The sequence below is a fragment of the Pseudomonas sp. M47T1 genome, from assembly GCF_000263855.1.
Taxonomy (GTDB): Bacteria; Pseudomonadota; Gammaproteobacteria; order Pseudomonadales; family Pseudomonadaceae; genus Aquipseudomonas.
In genome coordinates this window covers 1-22831 of sequence record NZ_AJWX01000007.1, presented here as the reverse complement: position 1 = coordinate 22831, position 22831 = coordinate 1, and the positions used below count along the sequence as shown (strand labels likewise).

Here is a 22831-nt window from a genome sequence, read left to right as displayed (position 1 = left end):
CCCTGTGTCAGGCCGGCCAAAACGGCAATGGCCGCTCTGCTGCCAGCGCGTACAAACCCGCTCCGTACAGGCCATCAGCGCTGCCAGGGGCGGCAAGGGTGATGCGGTTCATGATGTAGCCAGGATCGAACCGACTGGTCAGGTACAGGCCTGCGTCCTGAAAGTGCCGCTCCAGGGCGCGCAGGTAGTGGCGGTTGAGGTTGATACTGAGGCCGCCGGTCAACACCATGCGGTCGATTTCAGGGTCCATGGCCAGCGCGCAACGCAGGGCATCGGCCATCGGCCGTGTGCTCAGGCGCAGCAGGTTGGTTGCATAGAGATCATTGCTGGCCAAGGCCAGGGCCAGCGCCTCTTCATGGGCCATGCCGGCGGCGCGCAGGCCGGCCATGGTGGAGCGGGTCCAGCGCTCATGGTCGTGATGGCGCAGGGCACGATGAAGGTTATGCAGCCCGCGTCCGGAACTGAAGGCGGCCAGGTGGTTGTGGGCGCCGCACTCGCACGGCAGGTCCAGCGCACGGCGCTCGTCCAGTTGCACCGGTGCCACCGCCCAGTGACCGAATTCGTGTTGCGGGCCGACGCTGTCCAGCGGCATCAGGTGGGTGCGCAGGTCCAGGGTGCGGCAGGCGATGCTGTTGTTGAGGGTCACCAGCATGATCTTGCGCAGGCCCTGGCTCAGGTGCGCAGGCTGGCTCACGTAGTGCAACAGGCTGCTGGTGATGTCATGCACCACGTGCCAGCGAATATGCGGTGCACGCCTGGCCAGTTCACCCGGCAGGTCCGGTTCCCTGCCATTGCTACCCCACCTCTGGCCGCCGCGCGTGTTCAGGCTGGCCCCCAGGGATACGCCACAGCGGCTGGCGCCCCGGCTGTTGGCGGTATCGACCAGGTAGTCCAGCAGGCAGTCCTTGAGTAGCCGGCTATTAGCCTGTTGGTGGTTGGCCAGGCTGATGGCCGGGCGCACCTGCACTTCGTCCAGGCCCTGCGCGGCGCGAAAGCGCGCCGAGCGCAACCAGGTGCCGCCGATATCGAAGACAATGGTACGCAGGGCACTGTGCTGGTCTGCGGCCGGCATCGCTTGCCAATGTATGGGTGAAAGCATGAAGGGCTCCTGTCCATGGATGGGCCGTTACATGGCACCCTTGACAGCGCTGTGAAGGTCAATGGTTTTGTGCGCAGACAGGCAATTTTCTCCGGCGGCATGATGGATTGGCGTTTCAGCGACAGTGGCTTGCCCCGATCCACCCCGGCATTGCTACACTCGCGCTTTTGCCGGAGTACCACCATGACTGCCGATTTTCGCCGCCCTGTTGCGCTGGACAAGGCCTACCGACTGCTCAACCACGGGCCTACGGTGCTGGTCAGTGCCGCGCATGGCGGCCGGCGCAATATCATGGCCGCCGCCTGGGCCATGCCCCTGGATTTCCAGCCACCCAAGGTTGCCGTGGTGCTCGACAAATCCACCTGGACCCGGCAGTTGCTCGAAGCCAGTGGCACCTTCGTGCTGCAGGTGCCTTGCGTAGCCCAGGCCGACATCGTGCAGACGGTAGGCAACACCGCCGGCAAGACCCTGGACAAGTTCGCCGCCTATGGCCTGCACACCTTCGCCGGTGAACAGCTGGACGCGCCGTTACTGGAGGGTTGCGTGGCATGGTTGGAGTGCCGCCTGCTGCCCGAACCTCACAACGAGGGCACCTACGACCTGTTCCTGGGCGAAGTGATCAGCGCCCAGGCCGATTCGCGTGTGTTCAGTGAAGGGCACTGGCATTTCGAGCAGCATGATCAACTGCGTACCCTGCATCACGTGGCGGGTGGGCATTTCATGGCGATTGGCGCGCCGGTGGTGGGCAATATGCTCTAGCGCCGCTTGCGGTTAATGCCGTAGGAACTGCCGAAAGGCTGCGAAAAGGTTCGCAGGCTCTTCGGCGGCCCGCTGCGTGCGCCTTCGCAGCCTGGTGGCAGCGCCTACGGCCAAGCCGGCGTTTATCGCCTCAGGCAGCCGCTTCCTGCTTGAGCGTGGCCATGTCGATGACGAAACGGTATTTCACGTCGCCCTTGACCATGCGTTCGTACGCCTGGTTGATGTCTTTCATGGCGATCATCTCGATGTCCGAGACGATGTTGTGCTTGGCGCAGAAGTCGAGCATTTCCTGGGTTTCCTGAATGCCGCCAATCAGCGAGCCGGCCAGGCTGCGACGCTTGAAAATCAGATTGAACACGGTGGGGGAAGGGTGCGGCGAGTCCGGGGCGCCCACCAGGGTCATGGTGCCGTCGCGCTTGAGCAGCGCCAGGAACGGGTCCAGGTTATGCGGTGCGGCCACGGTGTTGAGGATAAAGTCCAGCTGGTTGGCCTGGGTAGCCATCTCGTCGGCATTCTTCGACACGATGACTTCGTTGGCGCCCAGCCGCAGGCCGTCTTCGCGCTTGTTCGGCGAGGTGGTGAACAGCACCACGTGAGCGCCCATGGCATGGGCGATTTTCACCGCCATGTGGCCCAGGCCACCCAGGCCTACCACACCGACTTTCTTGCCGGGGCCCACCTTCCAGTGGTTCAGCGGCGAGTAGGTGGTGATGCCGGCGCACAGCAAAGGGGCCACGGCGGCCAGGTTGTCCTTGTGGGGAATGCGCAGCACGAACTTTTCTTTCACCACGATGGTGTCCGAGTAGCCGCCGAAGGTGTTTTCACCGCCGAACACCGGGCCGTTGTACGTGCCGGTGAAACCGCTCTCGCAGTATTGCTCTTCGCCTTCTGCGCAGGACGCGCAATGCTGGCAGCTGTCTACCATGCAGCCTACGCCCGCCAGGTCGCCGACCTTGAAGGCCTTCACGTTGGCGCCTACCGCCACCACCTTGCCGACGATCTCGTGGCCGGGTACCGAAGGGTAGAGCGTGTTGTTCCATTCGTTGCGCGCGGTGTGCAGGTCGGAGTGACACACGCCGCAGTAGAGAATGTCGATCTGAACGTCATCGGCGCCCGGGGTGCGGCGTTCGAAACGGTAGGGTTTGAGGGCGTCGCTGGCGCTCTGGGCGGCATAGCTATACGTCTTGATCATGACAGTCACCTCGTTGGGGAAAAAAGCTTGGAACAGCATAGTCGCCCTTAAGTGCCATGAAACGATTCACCGATGAATGAAGAAGGGGTTCAAGCCGTGATACCCCTTGAAATCATGAAACCAAACCTCAAGGTAATGATCAGATTGAGTTGCTGGAAAGCGACCTGTTAGGCTGGGGGATCAGCGCGTCGTCGGCATGTTCGGCCGCTGCATGAATCTTCCGTTCCAAGACCCGAGGAGAACTACTGCAATGGCAACGCCAACCAAGAAGCCCGCCGCTGTGAAGAAACCTGCAGCCGCGAAAAAAACCGCCGCCACCAAGACCACCGCCACCAAGACCGCTGCCGCGAAACCCGCCGCCAAGCCGGTAGCCGCCAAGGCGCCTGCCACCAAGCCTGCGCTGGACAAGCCGGCCGCGCTGAAAACCCGCGCCCGTGCCCTGGCCACGCCCACTGATCTTGGCAGCGAAGCCACCCGTGACCTGAGCGGCGCGCTGAACCGCCTGCTGGCCGATGTGTTCTCGCTGTACCTGAAAACCAAGAACTTCCACTGGCACGTCAGCGGTCCGCACTTTCGGGACTACCACCTGCTGCTGGACGACCACGCCACCGAAATTTTCGCCATGGTCGACGCCATTGCCGAACGCACGCGCAAAATTGGCGGCAACTCGCTGCGCTCCATCGGCCACATTGCCCGCCTGAGCAAGGTGCTGGACAACGACGCCGAATTCGTCCAGCCGCTGGACATGCTGGGCGAGCTGCAGGACGACAACAAGAACCTGGCCGCCTACATGCGCGAAGTGCACGAGCTGTGCGACAAGTACAACGACATCGCCACCGCCAGCCTGATCGAGAACTGGATCGACGAAACCGAACAGCGCACCTGGTTCCTGTTCGAAACCAGCCGCCAGGGTGATATCACCACCGGTCATTGATGCACTGTTGACCAGCCCCTGCTGTATGTTGTGGGGTTCATAATTGGAGCTGCCGGAAGGCTGCGAAAAGGTCCGCAGCACCTTCGGCGATGTCATGTTGATCGCAGGCCCCCTGCGCGCGCCTTCGCAGCCTGGCGGCAGCTCCTGCCCCAGCGTGCCTCCACGGTTTTGATAGTGAAACCTTTCGGCCAGCGCTAGACTCAAACCGTGAATCCACGCTCACGGGGCCCGAGTCCGGCCATGCACTTTCTTTCCCAAGACCACGGCTGCGAAGGCTGGCGTGGCGAAATGGCGGCGCGCATCCGCGCCTTCGACTGGTCGCAGACCGACCTCGGTCCGTTCGACCAGTGGCCTGCCAGCCTGCGCATGGCTGTGCAGTTTCTGCTGGCATCGCCCTTGCCCCTGGTGATGCTGTGGGGGCGCATGGGCTACATGATCTACAACGACGCCTACTCGGTGTTCGCCGGTGGCCGCCACCCCTACCTGCTGGGCTCGCCCGTGGAGCTGGGCTGGCCCGAGGTGGCCGACTTCAACCGCCATGTGGTCGATACCTGCCTGGCGGGCGGCACGTTGTCATACCGCGACAAGGAACTGGTGCTGCTGCGCAACGGCGTGCCCGAAGACGTGTGGATGGACCTTTACTACAGCCCCGTGGCGGGCGATGACGGGCGCCCGGCGGGGGTCATGGCCATCGTCGTGGAAACCACCGCGCACATGCTTTCCGAGCGCGCCCGCGAAGCCGCCGAGCGCGCCTACCGCGCCACCAACGAGCGCTTGCAGATGGCCCTCAACACCGGCGCGGTGATGGGTTCGTTCGTCTGGGATATCAGCAACGACAGGCTCTCCGGCGACGAGCGTTTTGCCCGCACCTTCCTGTTTCCGCCCGAGCTTGGCCTTGACCAGTTGCCCGCCAGTGCCGCCCTGCAGGTGATTCACGACGACGACCGCGAGCAGGTGCGCAGCCTGATTGATCAGGCCGTGCAGCACGGCGGCCCGTACAATGCTGAATACCGCCTGCGCCGTCCGGATGGCAGCTACCACTGGGTGCTCGCCAGTGGTCGTTGCGATTACGACGATCAAGGCCGGCCCGCACGGTTCCCCGGCGTGCTGATTGATATTCACGAACGCAAGATGGCCGAGGCGTCGCTGCTGAAACTGACCCGTAACCTGGAACAGCGGGTGGAACAGGAGGTGCGCGCGCGCTCCGAGGTGGAAGACAAACTGCGCCAGTCGCAGAAACTCGAAGCCATCGGCGGCCTGACAGGGGGCGTGGCCCACGACTTCAACAACGTGCTGCAGGTGATTGCCGGCAACCTGCACCTGCTGGCGCGCCAGCAGCGCGACAACCCTGAGGTCCAGGTGCGCGTGGCCGCGGCGATCGATGCCGTGGAGCGCGGCGCCAAGCTGTCGTCGCAGTTACTGGCGTTTGCCCGTCGCCAGCAGCTGTCGCCGGCCACCTACAACCTGCGGCGCCTTTATGATGGCCTGGGCGAATTGCTGGTGCGCGCGCTGGGGGAAACCGTGCAGGTGCGCATGCAGGTGCCCGACCAGCCTTGGTGCATCCACGTGGACCGCAACCAGCTGGAAAATGCCGTGCTCAATTTGGCCATCAATGCCCGCGACGCCATGAGTGGCGAGGGGGAGATCGTCATCAGCACTGAGAACGTGGTGCTGGGGCGCGAATTTTGTGCGGGCAAGGGCATCAGTGCCGGTGACTACGTGCGGCTGGGCGTCAGCGACAGCGGTGCGGGCATGTCGCCTGCCACCGTGGCCCAGGCCTTCGAACCCTTCTTTACCACCAAGCCTGATGGCCTGGGCACGGGGCTGGGGTTGAGCATGGTGTTCGGCTTCGTCAAGCAGAGCGCCGGCCATGTGGAGATCAGTAGCACCGAAGGGCAGGGCACCACCGTACACATGTACTTCCCGCGCAGCGAAGGCGCGGAGGCCGTGGAAACGGCCTCGGCGTCGCCGACCGGCATCCGTGGAGAGGAAAGCATCCTGCTGGTGGAAGACGATGACCAGGTACGTGCCACCGCCGCCGAGTTGCTGGAGCAACTGGGTTACCGGGTGGTGATTGCCGAAAACGGCGATGTGGCCATGGGGCTGCTGGTTGCCGGATTGCAGGTGGACCTGATTTTCACCGACGTAGTCATGCCCGGCCGCATCAAGAGTGCCGACCTGGCAGCTTGGGCGCAGGCGCGCACGCCACCGCTACCGGTGTTGTTCGCCTCGGGCCATACCCGTGACATTATTTCGCGCAACAATCAGTTGGCGCCCGGCCAGCACCTGCTGCGCAAGCCGTACGGGCCTGACGCACTGGCCGATAGGGTGCGGCGGGTGTTGCACGGCGGCGCCAGCTGATCACGGCGCCTCGCGTTCCAGCAGGCGGCGCTTGCGTTCCACGCCCCAGCGGTAGCCCGACAACGCACCGTCGCTGCGCACCACCCGGTGGCAGGGAATGGCCACCGCCAGGCGGTTGGCACCGCACGCCTGGGCCACCGCCCGCGTGGCAGTGGGTGCGCCGATCAGCCGGGCTACTTCGGCATAGCTGGCGGTGCTGCCTGGCGGGATGCTGCGCAGTGCCTGCCATACCCGCTCCTGGAACGCGGTGCCGCGCACGTCCAGGGGCAGGTCCAGGCCAATGCCCGGCGCTTCGACAAACCCCACCACCTGCGCCATCCATTGCTCAAAGCTGGCGTCGGCGCCGATCAGTTCGGCCTGGGGGAAGCTGTCCTGCAGGTCGCGCAGCAACTGCTCGGCGTCATCGCCCAGCAGAATCGCGCACACGCCACGCTCGCTGCCGGCCACCAGGATGTCCCCCAGCGAACAGCGCCCCAGGGCGAAGCGGATGGTCACCTGGGCGCCGCCATTGCGAAATTGCACAGGCTTCATACCCAGCCGCTGGTTGCTTGACTCGTAGAAGCGGCTGTTGGCGTTGAACCCGGCTGCGTACACCGCATCCGTTACCGAACCGCCCGGCTTGAGCTGCTCGCGCACCCGCTGTGCGCGCCGGGCATCGCCGTAGGCCTTGGGCGTCAGCCCGGTGAGGCGTTTGAACAGGCGATGAAAATGATACGGGCTCAGGCCCACATCGGCCGCCAGTTGCGCCAGCGAGGGTGGGCTGATGGCAGCGTCCAGCAACGCGCAGGCGCGGGTCACCAGGGCGGCATGAGCATCACGGGTGCGTGCGGCCAGAGTGTGCCGGCTGGGGCGATAACCGGCAGCCTCGGCCTGTGCGGCGCTGTCGAAAAACTCGACATTTTCGCGCCGCGGGCGTCGGGCCGGGCTGCCGGGCGGGCAATACAGGCCGGTGGTGCGCACGGCGTAGACGAACTCGCCGTCGGCGCTGGCGTCGCGGGCCAGCACGGCCAGCCAGCGGGGGTCGGTTTCAGCCACGGGGTTCATGGGCATTGCCTTGCAGGTTGAACATGACCCCCAGCTTAGCGCTGCGGTGCAGCGGAAACACCCCGAGTCTTGCGCGGCAATTTTTTGTGGGAGCCTTAGAAGTTCGCCGGGGTGTTGGCGCTGATCACTTCCGCCTCGTCCTGACCGATGTTGCGGAAACGGTGCGGCAGGGTGGTGGGGATGTAGTAGCCGTCACCGGGGTTGAGGATGCTGGTCTGGCCGTCGATGGTCAGCTCGATGGTGCCTCGGGTGACTACGCCGCATTCCTCGCCTTCGTTGTGCACGATCAGCTCGTCACCCGAGTGCGCGCCGGGGGCGTACAGTTCGCGCAGCATGCGCATGTCACGGCCGGGCAGGGTGGCGCCTACCAGTAGCAGGCGCAGGCCTTCGCGGCCCAGGTCTGGCTGTTCGTCGGAGCGGAACACATAGCGTTCCTGCTTGGGCGGCTCGTCGAAGGTGAAGAAGTCGGCCAGGCTCATGGGGATGCTTTGCAGCAGCTTCTTCAGCGAGCTGACCGAGGGGCTTACGCGGTTCTGCTCGATGTTGGAAATGGTCGAGTTGGTCACGCCGCTGCGGCGGGCCAGTTCTCGTTGGGACAGTTGAAACCGTTCGCGCACCAACTTCAGTCGTGTTCCGGTATCCATAGGTGCCTTATTGTTCAGGGGCTTCATGTCGAAAATGACCTGACCTTTATAACCATCGCGGTCGGCAGGTCAAGGCGTTTTAACCGTTACAGGGTCAATCGTCGCGCGTCAGCACTTCCAGCAGTTCAATATCGAAGCGCAGGTTGCTGTTCGGCTTGATGTGTGCGCCCATGCTGCGCTCGCCATAGGCCAGGTGCGCGGGCACGAAAAGCCTGCGCTTGCCGCCTACCTGCATGCCCATCAGGCCGATGTCCCAGCCCTTGATGACGCGACCGGTGCCGATCACGCACTGGAAGGGCTTGCCGCGCGAATGCGAGGAGTCGAACTCGGTGCCGTCTTCCAGGGTGCCGCAGTAGTGCGTGGTGATGAGCGCGCCCTTGACCACGGCCTTGCCGGTGCCCGGGTGGAGGTCTTCTACCAGTAGTTCGTTGTTCATCACGGGGGCCTGTCAAATCCGGGCAGTTAGTTTACGCAATTTGCTATCGCTATCCCACACAGCCTTGCGGGCGCTGCCGTTTTTTGTGGGAGCGGGTTCTATCCGCGAAAAGTGCGCCTCGGTGTATCTGGCGGTATGCGGTGCGGCCTTCGCGGGCAGAGCCCGCTCCCACACAAATCGTTTGAAATGCCTGCTTCAAGGCCTTTCTAAAAAGTCAATGCGGCAATTGTTCGCTTTTTTGTAACGATCATTTGCGCAAACACGGGTTTTTAGTGGACTAACCAGTTGGTTAAAATTCGTTACTGCTCATAGGAATGGCAACTACATGAAAACCCTGTCTTTTTTCTTCGGTGCTAGCATTCTGGCACTCGCCTCCTCCAGCGCCTTCGCCGCTACTCACCAGCAACTGGACAATGCCCAGGCCCTGCAGGTAATCAGCAGCGTCAAGGCCAGCCTGGCCGCGCAGAAAAGCTTTGGTTGCGTAGCGGTGGTCGACGTGTCCGGCACTCTGCTGGCCTTTGAACGCCTGGACGGCGCGCCGCTGGGTTGCGTCGATGCCTCAATCGGCAAGGCACGCACCTCGGCGCTGTACCGCGCGCCATCGGTCAAGTTCATGGAGCGCCTGCAGAAAGGCGAGAACACCGTGCTGGAAATCCCCCACGCCGTGGCCCTGGGCGGCGGCTACCCGCTGACCCTGAATGGCGAAGTAGTGGGTGCGGTCGGCGTCAGCACCCCGGTTCAGGCCCTGGACAACCAGGCCAGCGAAACCGCGGCGCAAGCCCTCAAGTAACACCTCCCCGCTTTCACCTGATTCAACCGGTACCGCGACAGGCTCACGCCAGTCGCGGCGCCCCACTGTGCACACCATTAAAAGCCCCGGAGCCTTGGCTACCGGGGATGTGATCACAACGGACGATCAACCATGATAAATCTAAGCCGACGCCATCTGGTCTTCGGCGCCACCAGCCTCCTGGCTGCCGGTGCCCTGGGCAAGACCCTGCTTGTGTCCAACGCGTTCGCCAGCGCCCCGCTGGTCAGCAACCTGACCTTGCCAGCGGACTTCCTGGCCTTGTCCATGCGCCTGACCGGCATCGACAAGCCCGACCTGCAGCTGGGCCAACGCCTGTACGACTGGCTCAACCACGCGGCCCCGCAACTGACGGCCAACATGACGGCCCTCAATGCCTTGCTGGACGCTCATCAGAACGCCGCCCCCAATGCCTTTCAGGCGCAACTGGCCAGTCAGCCAGCCCCTGTGGCGGCGCTGTACCAGGCCCTGCTGGGCGGTTGGTACCTGGGCGTGGTGGGCAGCAAGATGAACCCCGTGTGCGTCGGCTTCGAAACCATCGTCAGCTACCAACTGCTGAGCACCTCCTTTACCCCGCCGAGCTATTGCGCCGGTGAACCGAATTTCTGGATTCAACCTCCTCAGTCCGAGAGCGTGGCCCATGTCTGATTCCCTCAGTGCAGATGTAGTCGTCATTGGTGCCGGCATCGCCGGTTCCCTGTCGGCGCTGAAAATGGCCAAGGCCGGTGCTTCGGTGCTGATCCTGGAGTCGGGGCCGGAAATCAAGCGTGACGAGGCCGTGGAGCTGTTCCGCAACAGCCCGCTCAAGGGCGACTTCACCGAACCCTACCCGCCAAAACCCTGGGCCCCGCAGCCCAAGTTCCAACCGGTGGACAACGGCTACCTGATCCAGAAAGGCCCGGACCCGTACCTGGCCTCCTACCTGCGTGGCGTGGGTGGCACCACCTGGCACTGGGCGGGGCAGGCGTTCCGTATCCAGCCCAACGACATGCGCCTGCAGTCACTGTATGGCGTGGGTGTGGACTGGCCGCTCAGCTATGCCGAGCTGGAACCTTTCTACTGCGACGCGGAAATCCAGATGGGCGTCTCCGGTGACGCCGACCTGGGTTCGCCGCGCTCGCAGCCTTATCCGCTGCCGGGCATTCCACTGCCTTACGGTTTCGAGCGCATGAAGCAGCGCCTGGCCGGCCTGGGTTATGAGGTGGGCATCGGCCCGCAGGCGCGCAACAGCGTGGCCTATGACGGCCGCCCGGCCTGCTGTGGCAACAACAACTGCATGCCCGTGTGCCCCATCGACGCCCAGTACCACGGTGGCATCGCCGCACGCAAAGCGCTGGACGCCGGTGTGCGCATCGTCGCCAACGCCGTGGTCTATCGCATCGAGGCCGATGACAAGGGTCGCATCGTAGCCGTGCACTACCTGGACGCCCACAAGGCCACCCACAAGGTCACCGGCAAGCAATTCGTGCTGACCGCCAACGCCATCGAAAGCAGCAAGCTGCTGTTGATGTCCACCAGCGACCGCATGCCCAACGGCATTGCCAACAGCAACGACATGGTCGGTCGCCACCTGATGGACCACCCCGGTTCGTCCGTGGAGTTCCTGGCCGACGAGCCGATCTACTTCGGCCGTGGCCCCATGCGCCCCAGCAGCATCAACAACATCCGTGATGGCGCTTTCCGATCCGACCGCTCGGGCCTGCGTATCGACCTGGCCAACACCAACCCCACGCGCATGCTTACCGAGCGCCTGATCAAGCAGGGCTACTACGGCAAGGCGCTGAACGAGAAGCTCAAGTACCAGGCCGACCACTACGTGCTGCTCAAGGGCATGATGGAAATCCTGCCCGACCGCGACAACCGCATTGTACTCAGCAAGACCGAGAAGGATGCCTGGGGGTTGCCGCGCGTTGAGGTGTACTACAAGTTCCCGGAATACGTGCACAAGGGCTACGACCACTCCATCGAGGTATACAAGGACATCGCCAACGCCATGGGCGGTACCGAAGTGGTGTTCAGCAAGCGTGGCGTGTACGACAACAACCAGCACATCACCGGCACCCTGAGCATGGGCGCCGACCCTGCGACTTCGGTGGTGGACCGCGACCTGCGCAGCCACGACCACGAAAACCTGTTCATGGCCGGCACTGGCGTAATGCCCACCGCCGCCATCGTCAACTCTACCCTGACCGGCACCGCGCTGGCCCTGCGCATGGCCGACACCGTGCTCAAGAGCTTGGCATGAACCGGGAGCTAACCATGAAAAAATTCGTTTTGGCGGTACTCCCGCTGCTGGCCAGCCTGGGTGCCCAGGCGGCCGAACAACCGGTCGATTCAGCACTGATCAGCCGTGGCGAATACCTGGCCCACGCGGCCGACTGCACCGCCTGCCACACCGCGTCCAAGGGCAAGGCCTTTGGTGGTGGTTACCCGGTAGGCACGCCGTTCGGGGTGATCTACGGCACCAACATTTCCTCGGACAAGGAGCACGGTATCGGCAACTGGAGCGACGACCAGTTTGTCGCTGCGGTGCGTGACGGCGTGGGCAAGGGCGGCGAGCAGCTGTACCCGGCCATGCCTTATGACTCGTTTACCAAGATGTCCCGCGACGACGTATTGGCCATCAAGGCCTACCTGATGTCGCTGCCACCGGTGGCCGAGGCATCGCCCCAGACCGACCTGCCGTTCCCGTTCAACCAGCGCTGGGGCATGACCTTCTGGAAGTTTTTCAACTTCAAGCAAGGCGAGCTCAAGCCTGACCCAAGCCAGACCGCCGAGTGGAACCAGGGCCGTTACCTCGTGGAAGCCTTGGCCCACTGCGGCACCTGCCACACGCCGCGTAACCTGACCATGGGCATGGACACCAAGAAGCCGTTCGCCGGTGGCGACCTGGGCAGCTTCGTGGCCTACAACATCACCCCGGACAAGGTCGCCGGCATCGGCAACTGGACCCAGGCGCAACTGGTCACCTACCTCAAGACCGGTCACGTCGACGGCCTGGCCACCGCCTCCGGCCCCATGGCCGAAGCTATCGAGCACAGCCTGCAGTACCTGCCCGAGACCGACCTGACCGCCATCGCCACCTACCTGCAGTCCACCCCGGCGATCGCCGACGACAAGCAGCCAGGTTCGCGCGCCAGCTTCGGCAAGCCAAGCGACGGCTACGTCGGCCTGCGCGGCCAGAGCCCTGCCGTACTGGCTCAGGACCCGGGCCGTGCGCTGTTCATGGGTAGCTGCGCCACCTGTCACGGGGCCAAGGGCCAGGGCGCCGGCAGCGGTTTCGGCGCCTACCCTGCGCTGTTCAACCACACCACCACCGGTGCGGCTGACGCCAAGAACGTGGTCTCGGTGATCCTGGGCTCGGTGAATCGCAAGATGGTCAAGGGCGACATCCTGATGCCATCCTTCGCCGAAGACCTGAATGACGAGCAAGTGGCGCAAGTCACCAACTACGTCTTCAAACAGTTCGGCAACCCGGCGGCTGCCACGGTGGACGCCAAGCAAGTGGCCAAGCTGCGCAAGGATCAGGGGCTGCCTAATCCGCCGCTGGTGCTGGAAGGCGACAAGATGTAATTGGCTGTAGTTGTGTGAATGCCAAAGGCCGCCCTGAGATGGGCGGCCTTTTTGCATTTCTGGTGGGGCGTCGGCAACACGGTGTTCAGCCAAACACCAAAGGCGGGCAGCTCGGTGCATCAGGCCATGGCACAGTGCAACAAACGTGGGAGCGGGTTCTACCCGCGAAGCGCCGCGCAGCCTATCGGCAGCGGCTACGTTACCGGTGCAAACCGGCCAATACGCTGTCCACCAGCGCGCGAGCGCTATCCAGGCAATGCAGCGTCGAACCAATCAACCCACGCTGCGGCAGACCGCAGTCGGAGCGTTCAAAGGCCGTCTCACTGGCGCACTTGAGCAGCAGCGATACCTGCACCAGCGCATCTTTCACAGGCACACCGGCCCGCACCGAAAACAGTGCCTTGTCATTGGCCCCGCAATCGCCGAAATCTTGTGAGGTAGTCAGAAGGGGTAAAGCACAGTCGTCTTGCATCAGGTTGAATCCTTCAGGTAATCAGCCAAAGCCGCGTCCTCGCTGCCAAACGAAGGGTGGCGGCCGTACGCAGGTTGGCAGACCGGTACCTGAAGAGCCCGGCGCACGCGAACGTGCCCTGCGTACAGCCACCATGAACGGTGGCTCGACGCACTTCAGGTATTCGGGCTGCCAACCCGGCCGCTGGGTTCAGCGGCGGAGGGAAGGGTAGGCCTGGGTACTTGACGTGCGCAAGACGGCGGGGAGCTTACAGGGTGAAATCAGAAAGGTCCTACAAAAAGGGAAGTAGGACCAACGTTTTTCGCGGGAGGAAACCGGCGACTCGGTGTTAAGCCAAGCACTAAAGGCTGGCAACTCGGTGCCTGTTGGGTAGGGGTTGTCAGCCTGGGTGCCCGCCTGGAGATCTCGTTATTGTGGGGCGCGCTCCTCCAGCTTGCCCTTGCGCTGACTGAACCACTCATACCCACTGACGCACAAAATCCCCGCGGTCACTAACGCCGCCCCCATCAGGAAGCGCGCCTCCAGCGGCTCATCCAGCAGCCATACGCCAAAGCCGATGCCATACAACGGCGTCAGAAACGCCAGCACCCCCAACCGCGAGGCCAGGTAGGTGCGCAGCAACCAGAACCATGCCAGCAGGCTGGCAAACGACATCACCAGCACCTGATACGTCAGGTTGACTACCACCGTGGGCGTGAAGTTGGCGCTGGCTTGGTGCAGGGCCACGGCGGCCGCCAGCAGCAGCACACAGGCGCCCAGCAGTTGGTACAGCAAGGTCTGGGTGGCGGGTGCGCCGGACAGGCGTGTTGTGCGCACCACCACGGTGGTGGCGCCCCAGGCGGCGCCGGCCGCCAGGCCCAGGGCGTCGCCCAGCAGGGTGCTGGTGCCTTGGCTGCCGTGGCCGCTGAAGGCGACGACAATGCCCAGGAAAGCCAGGCCGATGCCGCCCCATTGCGCCGCCTTCAGGCGCTCGGCCGGCAGCTTCCAGTGCAGCCCCAACGCGGCGAAGATCGGCGAGGTGTAGAGGAATATCACCATGTGCGAGGCGGTGGTGTGGCGCAGGCCTTCACCCACCAGCAGGTATTCCAGGCCGAACAGCCCGCCAATGGCCAGGCCTGGCAGCCAGTGGTTGTCTCCGGCGCGCGGCTGCTCGCGGCGCCAGAACATCAGGGTGGCCACCAGTACGGCGGCCACGCCCGAGCGCACGCCAATCTGCAGGATGGGTGATATGTCGGTGGCGATCGCCTTGATCGCCACTTGCTGCAAGCCCCAGATGGCGCACAGCACCAGCATCATGCCGCTGGCGCGGCCGTCCAGCGCGCTGCGCTGCTGCATGGGGATGTTCCTGTTGTGGTTGGAAAGGTTTGGCATTATGAGGCTGACGGGTTTTATTGATATAGTTCCTATCTGACAGTCAATAGCTGGACTCCGACATTCCTTTCAGGTTGACACCATGAAGCTCGACATTGCCCAGCACTTGCAGTTGCCGCCCTTCAGGTATGAGCTGCCGGCGCCGGTGTTCTTCCGCACCGCGTGCATGCCGGCACATGCTATGTATCCGCGGCATCGCCATGCGTGGGGAGAGTTCGTGTATTCGTTCAGCGGCGTGATGGAAATCGAGATTGCCAACCACCACTATCTGGCACCGCCGCAATACGGCATCTGGTTGCCGCCGGACGTTGAGCACATGGGTTTCAACCGCCATGAGGCGTGCCACTGCTCGGTGTACCTGGCGCCGGAGCTGTGCGCACAGATGCCCGCGCGACATTGCGCGTTGACGCTCAGCCCGTTGATTCGTGCCTTGTTGGAAGCGCTGCGAGCCGAGCCGCCGACCCTGCCACAAACCGACGAACAACAACGCTTGCTACACGTGTTGGTGGACCGCCTGGCCCGAGCGCCCCACGCGGGCAGTTACTTGCCAGGTTCCAGCGACCCGCTGCTGGGGCCGGTACTGCGCGCACTGGAAGCCAACCCCGCCGATCCACGTTCACTGCCCCAACTGGCACGCTGGGTGAACACCACCGAGCGCACACTGGTGCGCCGCTGTCAGCGGGACTTGGGCATGTCATTCGCGCAATGGCGCCAACGCCTCAAGGTGGTCGATGCACTGGCGAAACTGGAGCAGGGCCATACCGTGGAAGCCATCGGCCTGGACTTGGGCTACAGCAGCGCGTCAGCGTTCATCAGCATGTTTCGGCGCATGACCGGTGCTACCCCGGACGAGTACCGCAAGGGCAACACGCCGGGCCTGATCAGTTGACCGCCACCAACGCCTTCAGCGACGCATCGAAGCGTTGCAGCGCGTTGACTTGCACCTGGCGCTGGGCGTTCACCTGATCGGTGATTTCCGGCGCGCGTTTGGTGTGGGTCCACACCGGGCTCATGTTCTTGCCGTCCATGCCGCGCGCTTCGCCAATGTAGGTCAGGTTGCTGTCGTAGAACTGGGCCCGCACGCTGGCCTGCACATCCGAACTGCGTTCGGTGGCCAGGGTGCTGCGGGTATCGAGCACCACGATCACGTCAGGCCGCGCCGCCATCACCGCGTCGAGGTTGGGGTAGAAGGTGACCGAGGCAAACTGCTGTTGCAGCGAGGTGCGTACCGAGTCTACGGCCAGGCGCGGGTCTGAGCTGTTGATGTAGGCCTGCTGAATCGGTGATTGCAGCAGGTTCTGCTCCACGCCCTCGCGGGCCCGGGCGTTGTAGGCGTTGAGGTAGGCAAGGTCTGCCTGGGTGTTCTGGTTGAAGATCACGCCCACCGATTGCGAGTGCTTGAGGCTGATGGACGAGACCTGGGTCGCCGGTCGAAACATGCCGTCGGGATTGTCACTGTAGCGCGGTGCACCGGGAACCGAGCAACCGGCCAGGGTGATGACAAGGGTGAGCAGGGCAACGTTTTGACCTTTCATGATGCGGAACTCCAGGGCTTCATCAGGTGAAACCATGGTGTACCTGATTCCCGGGTCAGGGAACTTGTCATTATTGATGGTTGTTATTGACCGTGATGATGGCACTCGCCCATCAGCGATCTGTCCCCTTCAGTCGGCGCTGGCCACCAGCGCCTTGAGCGAAGCATCGAAGGCCCTAAGCGCGCCTGCCTGCTGGGCGTTCACACCGCGAGCTTCAGTGATGTAGGTGAGATTGCTGTCAAAGAACTGCGCCTGCACAAAGCCGCCGTGCTGGTTGGCGCTCTTGAGCACCACGATCACATCGGGGCGGGCGGCCAGCACCTTGTCCAGGCTGGAATAGAACTGCACGTTCGCGAACTGCTGTTGCAGTGAAGCGCGTACTGCTTCCAGCGCGGCACGGGTAGCCGCGTTGCGGTGCATCAGCGCTGCTTGGGTCTGCTCGTTGAGAATCACACCCACCGATTGCGAATGGTGCAGTGCAACCGCCGACACCTGGGTGGCTGGCCGGAACATGCCTTCATCGTCGGCGGCGCGCGGGGCGGCCATGGCCGAACCGGTGACCAGGGCAAGGGCGAGCAGTGCGACGAGGGGACCTTTCATGGCATGAGCTCCAGGACTACATGGGTGTGAAGCCATGGTGAACCTGATTCGCGGGTCAAGGAACCTGTGATTATCAATGGTCGCTATTGATCAGGGTGATGGTCGCTGGCAACGGGTACAGCGAGCCCGTAGGAACTGCGCGGCGGCCATCCATCGCCAGGCTGCGAAGGCGTACAACGCGCGCCCGCGCCCGCGATGGACCCGACAGCGTGAAGGTCCGGCGGACTTTTTCGCAGCCTGACGGTAGCTCCTACGGGGGGAGTTCGGTGTCTGTAGCAGCGGCCGCAGGCCGCGTCACAGACGCAGCCAAATCAGCGTGGCGCGCTGCGCAGCGACGATGGCCCGCCGCTCAGCTCGATACGCTTCTTGCTGTCCACCAATTTGCCGTTCTCGATGCTGTACAGCCCCAACTGGTGCTCCACGTTGAACTGCACGATCACGTGCTTGCTGTCGGCACTGAACACCACGCCCTGGGACGAGTTGCCGTCCGCCACGTCATTGACCTTCTCGGCCTTGCCGTTGCGCAGGGCAAACAGCGTGACGCGGCCATGGGCGCGCACGCCAGGGTTGTTGGGCAGCAGGTTGGAGCCGTCGATGGACTGGGCGACGATCCACTTGCCGTCCGGCGAGATGGCCACGCCTTCGGGCACGGACGGCACGTTGAGATGCTGCACGGCGCGGAACGGCGTTTTCGACACGTCGATCAGCGTCACGCTGTCTTCATCGCCCAGCAGGCGGCCCTTGTAGTTGGCCAGGCCGGCCAGGCCGACATTACTGACCACGGCCCAGTGGCCATCGCTGGACACATCGATGGTGTAAGGCGCCACGCCGGTGCTCAGGCGGTCACCGCTGTCCACCCATTTGCCGTCGGCCAGGTTCAGCACGGCCACCCCTTGCTCGTCACGCAACGCCACCAGCACATGCTGGCCGTCGTGAGTGAACGACGCGCCGGCCAGGCGCTTGCTGCCGATGCTGATAGTGTCCAGAACGGTCACTTTATTGCCGTCGATGCGCAGCGGACGCACACCGCCGTCCACGCAGGTCACCACGCCCCATTTGCCGCTGCGGTCGAACGCCACGGCTTGCGGATGGCTGCCCAGTTCGATCTTGCTGACGGTGGCCGGCTTGGCACTCAGGTCCACCACTTGCAGGAAGGTGTCCATCTGCAACTGCTTGGCGGCATGGTCGTAGCGGGTGGGCGCGGCCACCAGCGCCAGCGTGCCGTCGGGGCTGATGGCAGCGGCCTGGGGTGGGCCCTGAATGCCGTTTTCCACTTCAACGGTCTGGTTCACTTTGGGTGGGAACACACTGGCGTCCAGCACCGTGAGGGTATCGGGCTTGGCGTTGTCGGGGTAGGTGTCAGTGCCTTGCACACGCTGGTATTTGCCGTCGTTGGACGATACGACCCAGTCGGCAGCGCAGACGGAGTGGGCGGCAAGCAGTGACAGGGCAAGAGCTGAAACCGGTTTCAAGATGGCGCGCAACGAAAGCTTAGAAGCCACTGAGACATCCTTGGGAAGGCAGATGGGGAAGTGCGACACTATAGCGCAGGCTGGCGTGTTCGACATCAGGCCCGCATGGATCGAGCGCTTTTCCCAACGTTGAGCGCGAAGTGGATCAAGCGACAGGCGCACGTCAGTGTCAAAGATCTCGAAGCTTCGATTGAGCACCACATTAGGCCAACAGTTCTCTTCGTACAATGTCGGCGCCTGCGCTCAACGCCTTCAACTTACCTCGTGCCACGCCACGAGGTAACGGGGCCATGCCACAGTTGGTGCAAGGGTAGAGCTTATCGGCATCCACAAACTGAAGTGCTTTTCGCAGTGTGTTGGCGACTTCCTCGGGTGTTTCGATGGCGTGGTTTGCCACGTCAATGGCACCTACCATCACTTTCTTGCCCCCGAATGAGTTCAATCAGGTCCATGGGGACATGAGAGTTGTGACATTCCAGTGAGATGATATCGATAGAGGATTTCTGCAGCGTGGGGAACGCCTCTTCATAGTGGCGCCACTCTGAACCCAGGGTCTTTTTCCACTCGGTATTGGCCTTGATGCCATAACCATAGCAAATATGCACCGCTGTTTCACACTTCAGGCCTTCGATAGCCTTTTCCAGGGTGGCAACCCCCCAGTCATTGACCTCGTCAAAGAACACATTGAACGCGGGTTCATCAAACTGGATGATGTCAACCCCAGCAGCCTCTAACTCCCTGGCTTCCTGGTTGAGAATGTTGGCAAATTCCCAGGCCAGTTTTTCACGGCTTTTGTAATGTTTGTCATACAGGGTGTCGATCATCGTCATAGGGCCTGGCAGCGCCCATTTTATCGGTTGCCCGGTTTGCTGGCGCAAGAACTTGGCATCTTCGACAAATACGGGCCTTTGCCGAGTGACAGCGCCCACGACCGTGGGCACGCTGGCATCATAGCGATCGCGGATTCTAACGGTTTCACGTTTCTCGAAATCAACACCACTTAGGTGCTCGATAAAAGTGGTGACGAAATGCTGACGCGTTTGTTCTCCGTCGCTGACGATATCGATGTCGGCTAGTTGTTGTTCTAGCAAGGCCAGGTTCAAGGCATCCTGTTTGCCCTCGGCCAGGGCCTCGTCTTGCAGTTTCCAGGGCGACCAGAGTGTTTCGGGCTGGGCGAGCCAAGAGGGTTTCGGCAGGCTGCCGGCCGTGGAAGTGGGCAATAATTTTTTCATGATAAGTGATCTCGTAGGGTGGATGAGTCAAAGCGCGTAATGAGCCGACCATTGCTCAAGCCTCTTGTGGTGGGGCTTGATGAAATGCTCTTCAACGAACGTTCCTTGCTCAATAGCTAACTGGCTACGCTCTTCTCGGTCATAGACAATCCGAGTCAATGAATAATCCTGGTGCTTCAGGCTTGGCCGGTAGGTTTGCCCTGCTGCGGAATTCGCGTTGTAGATCTCCGGGCGGTAGATCTTCTGGAAGGTGTCCATCGTGCTGATGGTGCTGATCAATTCAAGATTGCTGTAGTCACCCAGCAAATCGCCGGCGAAGTAGAAGGCCAAAGGCGCGGCGCTGTTGGCTGGCATGAAGTAACGCACCTTCAGCCCCATTTTCTGGAAGTATTCATCCGTCAGGGAGTGTTCATCTTGACGGTATTCGATACCCAGCACGGGATGCTGGTTTTCCGTCCGATGGTAGGTCTTGCTGCTCGAAACACTCAGGCAAATGACGGGCGCCTTGGCAAACTGATCTCTGTAGGTGCTCGAGTTCACGAAGCACTTGAACAACTTTCCATGCAAATCGCCAAAGTTTTCTGGCGTGCTGAATTCGCGCCGATCTTTGTTGTGCTGCGGCAGCACCACGCTAAAGTCGTAATCGCGCACGTAAGAAGAGAAGTTATTGCCTGTGATGCCGGCAATGCGCTCGTCGGTTTTTCGATCGACAATGCAGGTTGTCAATAGCTCAATCAAGGGCAGGGCGTTGCCGCTCTGGTTATTGTCAATATTCATTTCGACCGAAATGATTTCAAGCTCGACCGTATACCGATCGCCGTGGGGGTTGTCCCACTGCGCCAAGGCGTTGAAGCGGTTGTCAATCATCAGTAGAGTATTGCGCAGATTCTCTTGGCGACTCTTGCCTCTGGCCAGGTTGGCGAAATTGGTTGTGGTGCGCGTAGTGTCCGAAGGCTGGTAGTGTTCGTCGAAGCAAATGCTCGTGGTGGTAAATGTAAACGCTTTGCTCATGGTGATGGGGTACCCTGATTATCCGAAGTGAAAGCCGGTTTTTTGCGCCCTCCGCTTACCTGAATGCTCTTTCTGGCTTTCATTCGGCAGTTTTAATGTTATCGATCATTGAGACGTAGTGTAGGTTGGGTGGTTGATTGAGGGGTATTGAATTGATTTCATTGAAGCATTAGGTAGATTCATGAGTGGGTGTGTGATGAATGGCCCAAGGCCACGGCCCAATGCTGTGAACCTGCTCTTCGCCCTGTCGAATCTGCTTTTTCATACAGCCCCTAGAACAACAAGGTAAAGGCAGTGAGCAAGATGCACAGGACAACGTTGAGCGAAGGAGATGCCGGCGGCCCCACATTGGTGTGCCTGCCCGGCGCGATGTGTTCGCCAAAGGTATTCGAGCAAGCGGCGCTGCGCAGCGGCCTGCCCGCCGTGGCGCTAGCCTGGCTGGAGGGTGGCGGCGCATTCGACCTGCAGTCGATCGCCGAGCGCGTCTGCGACGAGCTCGCCGACCTGCCGTCGGTGATTCTGGTGGGCCACTCCATGGGCACGCCGATTGCCGTGTTGACCGCGCTGCTGAGTACCAAGCGGGGAAACAGCCCCATCAAAGGGCTGGTGCTGTCCAACAGCGGCGCCAATACCCGTGGCCACGGTGATATCGACAGCCTGGTGGCGCGAATCGAGCTGGGTTGGTCCGAAGCGTTCCGGGAGTCGTTCATCGCCCGCTGTTTCCATACCCTGCCGGCAGAGCCTCTGCTGGAGGACGTGCGCAGCTATCCGTGCCAACTGGACCGCGAAGCGGTGATCCAGGCCTTGCTCAGCCAGCAGGCGATCGATTGCGCGCCGCTGCTGGCCGGTTTGCCGCGTGTGCCCACGGCGATCGTGCATGGCGTGCATGACCCTGCACGTACCCTTACACATGCCCAGGAATTGGCCGACGGCATCAGTGATGCAACGCTGCACGTGCTGGACACCGGCCATACGTCGTGCGCCGAAGACCCGGCAGGCTTTGCCCAAGTGCTCCGCGCGATCAGCGTGTAGCCGGGGAGCCCGGCGTCAGCCGCCAGACCAGCAAGGCCGTAAAGCTGATGGCGGCGCCCAGCAGGCACACCGCAGGCCACCCCCACCGTGCATAGACCCAGGTCGCCGCCGCAGCCCCCAAGGCACTGCCCGCCGAATAGAAACACATATAGGCACCTACCAATCGACTTTGCGCGTCGGGCCGGGCGGCGAAGATCAGGCTTTGGTTGGTGACATGCACGGCCTGCACGGCGAAATCGAGCAGGATCACGCCCACGATCAGCCACAGCAGCGATGTCTCGGCAAAGGCCATCGGCAGCCAGGACAGCGCCAGCACGGCCAGGCCGACCCCGGTGGTGCGCCGGGCAAAGCCTTGATCAGCCCAGCGGCCAGCCCTGGAAGCCGCGAGGGCACCGGCGATGCCGGCCAGCCCGAACAGCCCGACCTGGGTATGGCTCAGCGACAGCGGCGGCTTACTCAGGGGCAGTACCATGGCGGTCCACAACACACTGAAGGCCGCGAAGATGAGCAGGGCGAACACCCCCCGCCTGCGCAGCACAGGTTCTGTCGTGAACAACTCGAGCATCGACCCTATCAGCGAGCGGTATGAACCCTGCCGGCGCGGTTGGCTCGCAGCCGCAATGGTCCGCCACACGATAAAGGCCATCGCCAGCATCAACCCTGACGAGACGAAATACACCGCGCGCCAACCGGCAAGGTCGGCGATCAACCCCGAGGTGAAGCGCGCCAGCAGAATCCCCAGCACCACCCCGCTGGTCACCGTGCCCACCACCTGCCCGCGCTGCGCAGGGGTGGCCAGCGCCGCCGCGTAGGCGACGATGACCTGCACCACCACTGCCATCAGGCCGTTGAGCACCATCGCGCCCAGCAACACCCACCAGTGCTGGGCTAAACCGACTGCCATCAGTGCGCTGGCCGACAGCAAAAGTTGGGTCATGATCAGCGCCTTGCGGTCGATCAGGTCGCCTAGCGGGACGATGAAAAACAGGCCAACCGCGTAGCCAATCTGGGTGGCCGTGACCACCAGGCCAATTATGCCTGGCTCGACGTCGAGGCTTCGCGCCATGGCGTCCAGCAGCGGCTGGGCGAAATACACATTGGCCACGGCGAGGGCGCAGGCCACTGAAAACAGCCAGGTGGTAAGCCGTGAAAGGGTTGCTGGGCGCGCAGTGTCGTTCAGTTCCGTTTGAGCGTTCATGGGCCTGCCTGGGGTAATTAGGTTGTTTTTTGCTACCGAACGTTTTTAGTCAATTCGG

Annotated in this window: 21 protein-coding genes and 2 pseudogenes; 10 read left to right on the top strand and 13 right to left on the bottom strand. The window is 62.5% G+C overall.

Going from position 1 to position 22831, the window contains the following annotated elements; genetic code table 11:
* Window positions 1-7 precede the first annotated feature (7 nt).
* Window positions 8-1099, bottom strand: coding sequence for an ROK family protein (locus tag PMM47T1_RS10020; protein ID WP_008368294.1), 1092 nt, complete (start codon window positions 1097-1099; stop codon window positions 8-10).
* A gap of 183 nt (window positions 1100-1282) precedes the next feature.
* Here PMM47T1_RS10020 and PMM47T1_RS10015 point away from each other — a divergent pair, with 183 nt between their 5' ends.
* Window positions 1283-1858, top strand: coding sequence for a flavin reductase family protein (locus PMM47T1_RS10015; protein WP_008368291.1), 576 nt, complete (start codon window positions 1283-1285; stop codon window positions 1856-1858).
* Window positions 1859-1988: 130 nt separating this feature from the next.
* Here PMM47T1_RS10015 and PMM47T1_RS10010 read toward each other — a convergent pair whose 3' ends face one another.
* The gene (locus tag PMM47T1_RS10010; RefSeq protein WP_008368289.1) at window positions 1989-3050 is read right to left on the bottom strand and encodes an NAD(P)-dependent alcohol dehydrogenase; all 1062 of its coding nucleotides are present in this window, start codon (window positions 3048-3050) and stop codon (window positions 1989-1991) included.
* A 250-nt stretch (window positions 3051-3300) separates the two neighbouring features.
* On the opposite strand from PMM47T1_RS10010, the gene PMM47T1_RS10005 reads away from it, so the two are divergent.
* A complete protein-coding gene (locus tag PMM47T1_RS10005) occupies window positions 3301-3984 on the top strand; it encodes a Dps family protein (RefSeq protein WP_008368287.1) in 684 nt (227 codons plus the stop codon).
* Between the two features lie 240 nt (window positions 3985-4224).
* Entirely contained in the window at window positions 4225-6345 is a 2121-nt protein-coding gene (locus PMM47T1_RS10000) for a hybrid sensor histidine kinase/response regulator (protein ID WP_008368285.1), read from the top strand.
* Here the strand turns inward: PMM47T1_RS10000 and ada are convergent, their stop codons facing one another.
* From ada to PMM47T1_RS09985, 3 genes are all read right to left on the bottom strand, one after another.
* Entirely contained in the window at window positions 6346-7389 is a 1044-nt protein-coding gene (gene ada, locus PMM47T1_RS09995; RefSeq protein WP_008368282.1) for a bifunctional DNA-binding transcriptional regulator/O6-methylguanine-DNA methyltransferase Ada, read from the bottom strand.
* 95 nt (window positions 7390-7484) lie between these two features.
* Window positions 7485-8033 carry a cupin domain-containing protein gene (locus tag PMM47T1_RS09990; protein ID WP_008368280.1) on the bottom strand — a complete coding sequence of 183 codons (549 nt, stop codon included), beginning with the start codon at window positions 8031-8033 and terminating at the stop codon, window positions 7485-7487.
* Between the two features lie 94 nt (window positions 8034-8127).
* A complete protein-coding gene (locus tag PMM47T1_RS09985) occupies window positions 8128-8469 on the bottom strand; it encodes an FKBP-type peptidyl-prolyl cis-trans isomerase (RefSeq protein WP_008368278.1) in 342 nt (113 codons plus the stop codon).
* 325 nt (window positions 8470-8794) lie between these two features.
* On the opposite strand from PMM47T1_RS09985, the gene PMM47T1_RS09980 reads away from it, so the two are divergent.
* The 4 genes from PMM47T1_RS09980 (at window position 8795) to PMM47T1_RS09965 (ending at window position 12850) form a co-directional block, all read left to right on the top strand.
* Window positions 8795-9259: a GlcG/HbpS family heme-binding protein gene (locus PMM47T1_RS09980; protein ID WP_008368276.1), complete on the top strand. Its 465-nt coding sequence runs from the start codon at window positions 8795-8797 to the stop codon at window positions 9257-9259.
* Between the two features lie 132 nt (window positions 9260-9391).
* Complete coding sequence (locus PMM47T1_RS09975; protein ID WP_008368274.1) at window positions 9392-9925, top strand: sugar dehydrogenase complex small subunit; 534 nt, start codon at window positions 9392-9394, stop codon at window positions 9923-9925.
* The gene (locus PMM47T1_RS09970; RefSeq protein WP_008368273.1) at window positions 9918-11522 is read left to right on the top strand and encodes a GMC family oxidoreductase; all 1605 of its coding nucleotides are present in this window, start codon (window positions 9918-9920) and stop codon (window positions 11520-11522) included. Before PMM47T1_RS09975 ends, PMM47T1_RS09970 begins: the two co-directional genes overlap by 8 nt.
* Window positions 11523-11536: 14 nt before the next feature.
* Entirely contained in the window at window positions 11537-12850 is a 1314-nt protein-coding gene (locus PMM47T1_RS09965) for a cytochrome c (RefSeq protein WP_008368271.1), read from the top strand.
* A gap of 199 nt (window positions 12851-13049) precedes the next feature.
* On the opposite strand, the gene PMM47T1_RS09960 is transcribed toward PMM47T1_RS09965, so the two are convergent.
* Together PMM47T1_RS09960 and PMM47T1_RS09955 are read right to left on the bottom strand one after the other, a co-directional pair.
* On the bottom strand, window positions 13050-13322 hold the full coding sequence (locus PMM47T1_RS09960; protein WP_008368268.1) for a DUF3077 domain-containing protein: 273 nt from the start codon (window positions 13320-13322) through the stop codon (window positions 13050-13052).
* A gap of 408 nt (window positions 13323-13730) precedes the next feature.
* Complete coding sequence (locus PMM47T1_RS09955) at window positions 13731-14657, bottom strand: DMT family transporter (protein ID WP_008368267.1); 927 nt, start codon at window positions 14655-14657, stop codon at window positions 13731-13733.
* 118 nt (window positions 14658-14775) lie between these two features.
* Here PMM47T1_RS09955 and PMM47T1_RS09950 point away from each other — a divergent pair, with 118 nt between their 5' ends.
* A complete protein-coding gene (locus tag PMM47T1_RS09950) occupies window positions 14776-15582 on the top strand; it encodes an AraC family transcriptional regulator (RefSeq protein ID WP_008368265.1) in 807 nt (268 codons plus the stop codon).
* Here the strand turns inward: PMM47T1_RS09950 and PMM47T1_RS09945 are convergent.
* From PMM47T1_RS09945 to PMM47T1_RS30825, 3 genes are all read right to left on the bottom strand, one after another.
* Window positions 15575-16228, bottom strand: a complete 654-nt coding sequence (locus PMM47T1_RS09945) for an ATPase (protein WP_157212978.1) — start codon at window positions 16226-16228, stop codon at window positions 15575-15577. The genes PMM47T1_RS09950 and PMM47T1_RS09945 overlap by 8 nt on opposite strands.
* Before the next feature lie 129 nt (window positions 16229-16357).
* Window positions 16358-16828, bottom strand: a complete 471-nt coding sequence (locus PMM47T1_RS09940) for a hypothetical protein (protein ID WP_008368261.1) — start codon at window positions 16826-16828, stop codon at window positions 16358-16360.
* A 311-nt stretch (window positions 16829-17139) separates the two neighbouring features.
* Window positions 17140-17823, bottom strand: coding sequence for a hypothetical protein (locus PMM47T1_RS30825; protein ID WP_443216090.1), 684 nt, complete (start codon window positions 17821-17823; stop codon window positions 17140-17142).
* A gap of 3 nt (window positions 17824-17826) precedes the next feature.
* Here PMM47T1_RS30825 and PMM47T1_RS30820 point away from each other — a divergent pair.
* Window positions 17827-17967: pseudogene (locus PMM47T1_RS30820) on the top strand (hypothetical protein); the annotation flags it as partial.
* A gap of 535 nt (window positions 17968-18502) precedes the next feature.
* Here PMM47T1_RS30820 and PMM47T1_RS09930 read toward each other — a convergent pair.
* Together PMM47T1_RS09930 and PMM47T1_RS09925 are read right to left on the bottom strand one after the other, a co-directional pair.
* Window positions 18503-19532 (bottom strand): annotated as a pseudogene (locus tag PMM47T1_RS09930) (methionine synthase).
* A 27-nt stretch (window positions 19533-19559) separates the two neighbouring features.
* Window positions 19560-20543, bottom strand: coding sequence for a DUF1852 domain-containing protein (locus PMM47T1_RS09925; protein ID WP_008368256.1), 984 nt, complete (start codon window positions 20541-20543; stop codon window positions 19560-19562).
* Between the two features lie 303 nt (window positions 20544-20846).
* On the opposite strand from PMM47T1_RS09925, the gene PMM47T1_RS09920 reads away from it, so the two are divergent.
* A complete protein-coding gene (locus PMM47T1_RS09920; RefSeq protein ID WP_177323376.1) occupies window positions 20847-21575 on the top strand; it encodes an alpha/beta fold hydrolase in 729 nt (242 codons plus the stop codon).
* Here the strand turns inward: PMM47T1_RS09920 and PMM47T1_RS09915 are convergent.
* On the bottom strand, window positions 21565-22773 hold the full coding sequence (locus PMM47T1_RS09915) for an MFS transporter (RefSeq protein WP_008368251.1): 1209 nt from the start codon (window positions 22771-22773) through the stop codon (window positions 21565-21567). The two genes, PMM47T1_RS09920 and PMM47T1_RS09915, sit on opposite strands and share 11 nt — an antisense overlap.
* Between the last annotated feature and the right edge of the window lie 58 nt (window positions 22774-22831).

Coding starts and splice junctions, on each gene's coding strand:
- PMM47T1_RS09920 (WP_177323376.1), top strand. CDS start 20,847: ATGCACAGGACAACGTTGAGCGAAGGAGATGCCGGCGGCCCCACATTG.
- PMM47T1_RS09915 (WP_008368251.1), bottom strand. CDS start 22,773: ATGAACGCTCAAACGGAACTGAACGACACTGCGCGCCCAGCAACCCTT.
- PMM47T1_RS10005 (WP_008368287.1), top strand. CDS start 3,301: ATGGCAACGCCAACCAAGAAGCCCGCCGCTGTGAAGAAACCTGCAGCC.
- PMM47T1_RS09990 (WP_008368280.1), bottom strand. CDS start 8,033: ATGGATACCGGAACACGACTGAAGTTGGTGCGCGAACGGTTTCAACTG.
- PMM47T1_RS10015 (WP_008368291.1), top strand. CDS start 1,283: ATGACTGCCGATTTTCGCCGCCCTGTTGCGCTGGACAAGGCCTACCGA.
- PMM47T1_RS10020 (WP_008368294.1), bottom strand. CDS start 1,099: ATGCTTTCACCCATACATTGGCAAGCGATGCCGGCCGCAGACCAGCAC.
- PMM47T1_RS09975 (WP_008368274.1), top strand. CDS start 9,392: ATGATAAATCTAAGCCGACGCCATCTGGTCTTCGGCGCCACCAGCCTC.
- PMM47T1_RS10010 (WP_008368289.1), bottom strand. CDS start 3,050: ATGATCAAGACGTATAGCTATGCCGCCCAGAGCGCCAGCGACGCCCTC.
- PMM47T1_RS09950 (WP_008368265.1), top strand. CDS start 14,776: ATGAAGCTCGACATTGCCCAGCACTTGCAGTTGCCGCCCTTCAGGTAT.
- PMM47T1_RS09980 (WP_008368276.1), top strand. CDS start 8,795: ATGAAAACCCTGTCTTTTTTCTTCGGTGCTAGCATTCTGGCACTCGCC.
- ada (WP_008368282.1), bottom strand. CDS start 7,389: ATGAACCCCGTGGCTGAAACCGACCCCCGCTGGCTGGCCGTGCTGGCC.
- PMM47T1_RS09985 (WP_008368278.1), bottom strand. CDS start 8,469: ATGAACAACGAACTACTGGTAGAAGACCTCCACCCGGGCACCGGCAAG.
- PMM47T1_RS09970 (WP_008368273.1), top strand. CDS start 9,918: ATGTCTGATTCCCTCAGTGCAGATGTAGTCGTCATTGGTGCCGGCATC.
- PMM47T1_RS09960 (WP_008368268.1), bottom strand. CDS start 13,322: ATGCAAGACGACTGTGCTTTACCCCTTCTGACTACCTCACAAGATTTC.
- PMM47T1_RS09955 (WP_008368267.1), bottom strand. CDS start 14,657: ATGCAGCAGCGCAGCGCGCTGGACGGCCGCGCCAGCGGCATGATGCTG.
- PMM47T1_RS09945 (WP_157212978.1), bottom strand. CDS start 16,228: ATGAAAGGTCAAAACGTTGCCCTGCTCACCCTTGTCATCACCCTGGCC.
- PMM47T1_RS09940 (WP_008368261.1), bottom strand. CDS start 16,828: ATGAAAGGTCCCCTCGTCGCACTGCTCGCCCTTGCCCTGGTCACCGGT.
- PMM47T1_RS09965 (WP_008368271.1), top strand. CDS start 11,537: ATGAAAAAATTCGTTTTGGCGGTACTCCCGCTGCTGGCCAGCCTGGGT.
- PMM47T1_RS09925 (WP_008368256.1), bottom strand. CDS start 20,543: ATGAGCAAAGCGTTTACATTTACCACCACGAGCATTTGCTTCGACGAA.
- PMM47T1_RS10000 (WP_008368285.1), top strand. CDS start 4,225: ATGCACTTTCTTTCCCAAGACCACGGCTGCGAAGGCTGGCGTGGCGAA.